The 7,198-nt window shown below is 36.3% G+C and carries 7 protein-coding genes; 1 reads left to right on the top strand and 6 read right to left on the bottom strand.

What is annotated here, in order from left to right; translation table 11 throughout:
- Positions 1–258: 258 nt before the first annotated feature.
- From BW942_RS13745 to BW942_RS13715, 6 genes are all read right to left on the bottom strand, one after another.
- The gene (locus tag BW942_RS13745) at positions 259–921 is read right to left on the bottom strand and encodes a DUF2461 domain-containing protein (protein ID WP_000902962.1); all 663 of its coding nucleotides are present in this window, start codon (positions 919–921) and stop codon (positions 259–261) included.
- Between the two features lie 75 nt (positions 922–996).
- Complete coding sequence (locus BW942_RS13740; RefSeq protein ID WP_001971426.1) at positions 997–1,839, bottom strand: M48 family metalloprotease; 843 nt, start codon at positions 1,837–1,839, stop codon at positions 997–999.
- A gap of 227 nt (positions 1,840–2,066) precedes the next feature.
- Complete coding sequence (locus BW942_RS13730) at positions 2,067–2,813, bottom strand: slipin family protein (protein WP_000675424.1); 747 nt, start codon at positions 2,811–2,813, stop codon at positions 2,067–2,069.
- A gap of 315 nt (positions 2,814–3,128) precedes the next feature.
- On the bottom strand, positions 3,129–3,980 hold the full coding sequence (locus BW942_RS13725; RefSeq protein WP_000809310.1) for a DUF2797 domain-containing protein: 852 nt from the start codon (positions 3,978–3,980) through the stop codon (positions 3,129–3,131).
- Positions 3,977–4,639, bottom strand: a complete 663-nt coding sequence (locus tag BW942_RS13720) for an LIC_11883 family protein (RefSeq protein ID WP_000736234.1) — start codon at positions 4,637–4,639, stop codon at positions 3,977–3,979. The genes BW942_RS13725 and BW942_RS13720 overlap by 4 nt, the downstream gene beginning before the upstream one ends.
- Positions 4,608–5,870 carry an exo-beta-N-acetylmuramidase NamZ family protein gene (locus BW942_RS13715; RefSeq protein ID WP_000935311.1) on the bottom strand — a complete coding sequence of 421 codons (1,263 nt, stop codon included), beginning with the start codon at positions 5,868–5,870 and terminating at the stop codon, positions 4,608–4,610. The genes BW942_RS13720 and BW942_RS13715 overlap by 32 nt, the downstream gene beginning before the upstream one ends.
- A 65-nt stretch (positions 5,871–5,935) precedes the next feature.
- On the opposite strand from BW942_RS13715, the gene BW942_RS13710 reads away from it, so the two are divergent.
- Positions 5,936–7,174, top strand: a complete 1,239-nt coding sequence (locus tag BW942_RS13710) for a lipoprotein LipL46 (protein ID WP_001079033.1) — start codon at positions 5,936–5,938, stop codon at positions 7,172–7,174.
- Positions 7,175–7,198: the final 24 nt, after the last annotated feature.

Genomic DNA, 7,198 nt, shown 5'->3' with positions numbered 1-7,198 from the left:
GATTACTTCGTAGTAGTTCCCACATTTACCGTTCTTCAGCACATAAAAATAACACAAAACCTATTCCCAAATTTAAAAATTACGAAAATTTGATGATCAAGAAACTACTGGAAAACTCACAAACTTCCAGATTAACGATTTCTGTGGGAACTCCAGCACTTTATTAGAAACTTCTAAAGAATTATCATTTATTTCTTTTAAAATATTAAAACAAGTTCGCTATTGATTTCTAATATTTTAGTTCACCTTATTAAAAATTCAACGAAAAATGGATTTGTTTAAATATGTAAGAAATGGCTGCAATATTTTATAAGACTGAATCGAATTTTTGACAAAAGACTTTGAAAGTAACTCTTCATCTTTGAGTTTTTTTTCAACAATATAACTCGTATATTGAATCCATTCTAGATCAGGATGGTCCTTTGCAAATCCTTTCGGATAAGTTTTTAACTTCATATCTGAAAGTCCTCCAAATTCTCTTAGGAATTTTTTATCTTGAACAATTTTTTTAATAGAATTAGAATTTTCTAATATATATTCTCGAACCTTTTTTAACGTGGGAGAATCGGGCATATACAGACCACCTGCAAGAAAGGATTCTTCTCCTGGTTGAACATGAAGGTAAAAAAGAGGTCTTCCTAAATCCTTTCCAACTTCCCCTATACTTGCACCAAAGTTAATTTTGTAAGGTTCTTTGTTTTTGGAAAAACGAACGTCTCTATAAATTCTAAAAATACACTTTTTAGGATCCAATCCAGTAAGTGATGGATTGACTTTAGCAAGCCCTACGATCAATTCCGTAATTAAATTTTCAAAATCTTCTTTGGCTTTTACAAACGATTCTTTATTTTTCTCCAACCAAATCTTATTATTATTCTTAGCTAACTTTTTAAGAAAATCAAGAGTGGTCAAGTGTAACATATCACTAAGAATGAACGTAAATATTTTTACGATCAAGCTAAAAACAAATCGAAAAAATTTTCAAAGATGGATCACCTAATCAGACCCAAATGCACGTTTCATAATAATTTGATAACGTTCCGAGTATAAATTTTCAGCTGTGGCTTTAGGATTTCCGATCAAATTTAATCTTTTACGGTTTTCTCCGATTCTTTCATCGTTTAATGGATGGGTGGATAAAAATTGAATCATTCGTTTATCTGTGGTTCCGCCCTCTTCTTTCTCCTTTTTTTCGATCAAAACGAAAAAGGATTCCAGAGCACCAGGATAGTATTTTGTACTTTTCAAATATTCAAAACTCATAAAGTCTGCTTCCGCTTCCGCAGAACGGCTATTGGCCAAAGTAAGAATTTCCCCTCCTATTCTAGAACCTAGATTGATCAAACTCGCTGCATCCGATCCTAAAAAAATCGTAAGCCCAATATAGATCGTAAAATAAATTCCTAGGGAACTAATGATTTGTTTAACGGAATGTCTTTTTTCAGCGTGTGCAATTTCGTGTGCGATAATTGCGGCGAGTGTTGCCTCATCCTGAATGAGTTTTAAAAGTCCAGTATATACGAAGATATAACCTCCCGGAGTACAAACTGCGTTGATCGTATCATCGTCGTCCAAAATTGTAATTTTATAAGGAAAATCTTTTTTATATCGGATTTGATCCGATTTAAGAATTTTATCTGCAACCGACTTTATATATTTTTCCAAAGCAATATTTTTTAAGACGTGCATTCCCTCTCTTCCGTTCTTTGCGTTTTCTAAAAACGACTTTCCGATTTGTAAATCCAGTTCGATCGGAACCACGGACTCCACAATCGCGCCACAACTCGAAAAACAAAGAGCGAAAAAAACTAAGACGAACGTATTCCGGATCTTTTTCATACGAAACATTCTTTATTTTGGGAAATAGGATTCAAACCGGAAATTTAGGATACGAGTAAAAACTGGACAAATTATGGAACGATCCAATACAGAACTTTTTCTCAGGACTGTTTACAGCGCACTCAAATCTCGCTCCCGACGGGTTCTTATGTTGAAACGTTGAAAACTTTTCTATCCATTTTCATTCTTAAGGAGCTCTAAAAATCGATTCTCCTTAAAATAGAATTTTAATTCTTTTTTAAAGAATCCGTACCGATCACAAAGGAATGACTTCCTTTAGAAGCGATCCGAGAAATCGTTTCTAAAAATTGGAAGAATTTAAGATTTTCGTCTCCTTTCATCAACTCCGCCGCATTTTTTAACGTTCTTGCCGTTGCAACTTGAGTTCTGGCGTTTTCCAAGTCAGCCAAAGCTCTGACCTTAGATTCCACAAGTTTTGCAAAAATCTCTTGAACGTTTTTAGGAAACGAAAAATCCAAAGGAGAAGTTGAAGTCAAAATAACTCCTTGTTTTGCCAAACTCACATTCAGTTTTTCTGATATTCCTTCGAACAATTTTTCTCGTTTTTCGTTCAATTCGAAAATAGTAAAATTGGAAATACGTTCCCGAATCTCCACTTTCAAAAGATTGGTCAATTGCTGAACGAGACCTCCCAACACGAAAGTAGGATGATCACTCATCGAAAAATTTTCCGAAAAACGAATCGAATCCACGATTTTATAGTTATAAGAAAAGGAGAGACGCAGAGCTACGTTGTCTTTCGTCAAAAGCTCTTGGTTGGTAACCGTGATCAAAAATTCTATCGTAGGGTGTTTAAAAACCAAAATCTTTTTTAAAAAACCGGAAATTCGATAAACGCCCGGATCATAAACTTTTTCCAATTTTGAATTCACGTATAACAACGCTTTTTCGTTCGGATTTACTACGATCTTCATTTTCATTCCTTCTAATAGAGGGGTCGGAGCGCCTTTCAAAACGGAATCTAATTCGAGAAGTCTTTCCGACTTTGTTCCCTTAAATTGCAGGGTTTAGAAAAGTTGCGAAGGTTTTTCGCCGCTCCGACCTTTTTTCAGCGTAACAGTCTTTTGACAACTGATCTTCCACAAGTTTACTGAGGAGTCGAACCTCAAGGATTCCTACCCGCATCGTTAAAGGAATCCGATCGATAAGTTACGGTTGGGCATCAATATAAATTCTCAGGTTAACATAGATCGAATGGATTTCTTTAGGCCCCATTCGCGTTCAAACTAGTGAGAGTAGTTCCCACACAAAATTCTTAAAATATCTTTTCATTCCGCGCTCAAAATAGATTCATAACCACCATACGCGCGTATGTTGATAACCCCGGATGAAAATAAAAGATATTGTCCTTTGATTCCGGTAAGAACGTCTTCTATCACCGGATGTTTTTCAGGAGCCAAAGATTGTATTTTAGATGGATAAGACTGAATCGGATAACGAATATGAGTCGGGTTTTCTTGATTAGAAATCTTATAATCCAAATCTAAATCTAGTTCTTTGATCGTTTTCAAAAACTCTTTTTTTTTAAAAACGAGATCTACTGGCTCTGGATCTCCCGAAACCATTTTTTGCCAAGTAGTTCGATCCGATAAAACTTTAGAAAGTTCTTTTTCGATAATTCCCGCATCTCTTCTGGAAGAAACTTCTACAAGCGGAATTCCTTGAACCGCTCCCTGATCCACCCAACGATTTGATACCGGATTTTCTTTCGTAATTCCCACCTTAATCGCCGAACTGTTTGCAAGATAAACGGTATGAGAAATAAAACAATGTGTGTCTCCCCAATCCGGCTCCCTACACGTTCCTAAATGAAAATGGCAAGTATCCGGTCTTAAAATACATAGATCGTTTTCAGCCAATGTCTGAAAACAAGTAAAACAATTTCCCTGATTGAAACTTTTTTTAGTAATTCTTCCACAAGATACACAACGAATTTTTCCGGTAAATTCTAACCTTAATTTTTTACCTAAGTAATTTAGAATATTAGGATTTTCTTGAATATTTGCCTTTTGTTTTTCGGAAGAATCAGAATCATAAGTTGCAGTAACCCAGATATAAGAAACCGGATCGATTCCTTGATGATCCATCATTCGTAGGAAACCGGAAGCGATCTGTTTCATGGAAGTATAATTTCTCTTCCGGAAAGAGGTCTAAACATAGAATCCACTTTTACATCCAAAATGGCCTTCAATTTAGAACCGGACCAATCAAATACTATAATCCTGTTTCTAAATTCGTAGTGACTCAGTTGTCCGTTATTTAGATAAAACGCACGAAGAGACTCACTCGGATTTTCATCGGAATCAATTTTCACTACATTTTTTCCTGAAATCGTCATTCCTGAGTACAATTGAATATTCTTATATACTTTTAAACTAGGATTCAGTGCAAGCACTGGACTCACAGAAGATTTTTCCGGTATCATTGTTTCAGGAGAAGAAACGGAGGAAATTTTTTCCGACACAGATTCGAGAGGGAATTGTTGTTTTAAAAGTCCGCAAAAAAAAGGCCCGGGGAGTTCCGGAACAGGGACTGTACAATTCCAATCTTCCCATATCTGTTCTTGATCGGTAAGATATTCTTTTCTCAGACTCTGAGCGACCTTGGCATACGTATAATATTTCAATCTCCCAATCAATTCTCTCAGAGAATACTCTTTCCAGCTTTCTGGAAATACGGAAACATTCAAAAATAAGAATAGAGTATAAAATAAAAACGTTCGTAAAATGTAAAACCGAATCCTAATTTCAGTAGAGATAATATTTCTTAATTTTTTCATTATATTCTTTCTCAATGGAACTTAAGTATTCCGCATATTGATCGTATTTTTTTCCGGCGTCGATCGTTTTTCGAAACGATTCCGTTCCCCATAGGAAATCTATATTGTAGGTTCCATCCGGATACGATCTCCATTTAAATTCTTTATAATTCGATTTTAAAGCGGAGATCAACTGGAATGCCATTTTTAAAGGATCATACTTTCGATTTACTACCGTTAGGCGCAATCCTCTACAAATCTCATTCTTGTAAGGACCAAATACAGGTTTAAAAAACACAGTCTGATAATAATATTCTCCACCTGAATTTTGATTTAATTCTTCCGCTAACTTTTCGGGCTCTGTCATCCAAGGGGCTCCGAAATATACAAAAGGTGCGGTTGTACCCCTTCCCACAGAAACGTTCACTCCTTCTAACAAAACAAGCCCCAGATAATTGATCGCAGAATCTACAGTTGGTAAATTAGGAGAAGGTGTAGTCCAAGGAATTCCTTCTCTATCCCAATCAAAAGATCGTTTTGCGTTTTTAGGAGATACCACTTCTAAACGAACCTTTTTATCTAAATATTCAGAGTTATAATAAACCGCTGATTCTCCCAAGGTCAAACCTCCAAAAAAAAGAGAAGGGAATTCTCCTGCAAAATTTAAGAAACGTTTATCGATCATTTCTCCTCTTCCTTTTAAATAAAGAGCGGGGTTTACGTGATCCAAAACGATCAGTCGCGTATTTGTAGGATCTGGAATTCCATCCATAATTCTTTTTAAAACGGTTAGATAAGTATAACATCTCATCCCCATATCTTGCACATCAAAAAGAATCGCGTCGGCTCCTTTCAAAATCGTAGGAAGTTCTGCGTTCTTGACTCGATAGATATGATAGATTGGGAGATTAAAAAATTCATCCACCGTAACGGGAGATTTACTGAAGTCCTCCTCGAGTCCTAAAAATCCGTGTTCCAATCCGATGAGATGTTTGATTTTTACGTCGTGTTTTTTAAATTCTCGTAAAATCCTTTCGGGGCTTCTTCCGATTCCAGATGGGTTTGTAATTAGAATGACATTTTTTCCGGAAAGTCCGGGAAGAATGTTAGAATAAAATTCGATTTCAGAAGGAATGAGTTTTGAGTCCGCGATATGTTTACGAAAACTTTTTTCCGCACAGGCGACCGATGGTAGAAATAGAAAAAAAATAACTGAGAGAAATAATTTTTTCTTTATTTTTGTGTTGAGCATCCGAGAATTCCTATTTTGTTTAAAAAAATCCCTCAAACCTATTCTTCAAGGAGAAAAACGACACAATGAATCGTTTCCCTACCACCAGGCTCATCGCAGCCTTAGCAGTTATTTCCTTCTCAATCAGTTGTGGTTCTTCCGGTTCCACTCGTGGTAAAAAGAAAGAATTCTATGAAAAAGAAGGTAACAAAGTTACCGTAATCGGAGAAGCTCCTATCTATAACGGAGACAAACAAATCGCTAAACAAAGAGCATTGAAAGATGCAAAGATCAACGCGGTTCGTAAAGTAATCGGAGAAGAGATCAGCAACAAAAGTAAAGCCTCCGACGGAGAAAGCTTAGGATCCAGTCTTCTTTCTAAAACGGACGCATTTGTCAAAAGTTATGATATCATAGACGAAGCGGAAGGTAAAATCGATACCCAACCGATGTTAAAACTTACCGTTCGTTGTGAAGTAGAAGAATCTAAAATCTCCACTGCGGTAGACAATCTTCTTGCAGATGTTGGTAATCCAAGAGTGGCCGTTTTAGTTCTTGGTAAAGTAGGAGGCGCTCCCGTTTTTCCTGCAACTCCAGGTAATTTTGGAGAAGCTGAAATCATCAAAGCTCTGAAAAAGAACGGAAACAAAGTGATCGATCCTTCCCTTACTGCTAAAAAAGTAAATAAAACTCAGGTAGACACTGAAAATGTAGAAGGTTCTCCTTTGATCAAAATTTTAGCAGAGGCTCTACAAGCGGAAGTATTAGTTCTTGCTAATGTGGAAACAGAAGATCAGCAACCTTTAGATTCTGTTAACGGAAAGGCTTTGGAAAGAACCATTTATAATACTGCGGCTACCGGAACTTATAAAGTAGTTCTTCTTTGGGGAGACGGAAAGATCGTAGATAGCGGAACTGCAGACGGTAGAGGCGCAGACATTACTCAAAAAGTTTCCAGAGAAAAAGCGATTTCAGAATGGGCGGCCTCCGTATCTAAAAAAGTAAACAATCAATTGAAAGAAGAATGGTTTAATCTAACCGAAAACAACCCTATCGTTCTGAAGTTTACTGGTCTAAACGCAGACGAAGCCACTAAATTTAAAGATGATCTAACCGAGTTTACTGCTACAAAAGAAGTAAACGTAAGAACTTCCGATACGAACGGTTCCGAGTGGGAAGTAATTTATCCTGGTAAAGATTCTTTATTTCAAGAAGAACTAGTTTACAAAAAAGATAGAGGTTTCTCTTTCTTAGCGACTAAATCCTTAGAAGTTAAATCCGCAACTCGAGGAGTGGTCACTCTGGAATTCAAACCTTTGAAATAAATTCTAACTTCGCACTTTCAAAAA

The sequence above is a fragment of the Leptospira interrogans genome (assembly GCF_900156205.1).
In the GTDB taxonomy this organism is placed as follows: Bacteria; Spirochaetota; Leptospiria; order Leptospirales; family Leptospiraceae; genus Leptospira; species Leptospira interrogans.
Note: the sequence above shows the minus strand (reverse complement) of the source record. Positions and strands in the feature narration are given on the sequence as shown.

What these genes read in the sequence shown, in the direction of transcription:
- BW942_RS13745 (WP_000902962.1), bottom strand. Translation starts at nt 921, where the DNA reads ATGTTACACTTGACCACTCTTGATTTTCTTAAAAAGTTAGCTAAGAAT.
- BW942_RS13740 (WP_001971426.1), bottom strand. Translation starts at nt 1,839, where the DNA reads ATGAAAAAGATCCGGAATACGTTCGTCTTAGTTTTTTTCGCTCTTTGT.
- BW942_RS13725 (WP_000809310.1), bottom strand. Translation starts at nt 3,980, where the DNA reads ATGAAACAGATCGCTTCCGGTTTCCTACGAATGATGGATCATCAAGGA.
- BW942_RS13720 (WP_000736234.1), bottom strand. Translation starts at nt 4,639, where the DNA reads ATGAAAAAATTAAGAAATATTATCTCTACTGAAATTAGGATTCGGTTT.
- BW942_RS13715 (WP_000935311.1), bottom strand. Translation starts at nt 5,870, where the DNA reads ATGCTCAACACAAAAATAAAGAAAAAATTATTTCTCTCAGTTATTTTT.
- BW942_RS13710 (WP_001079033.1), top strand. Translation starts at nt 5,936, where the DNA reads ATGAATCGTTTCCCTACCACCAGGCTCATCGCAGCCTTAGCAGTTATT.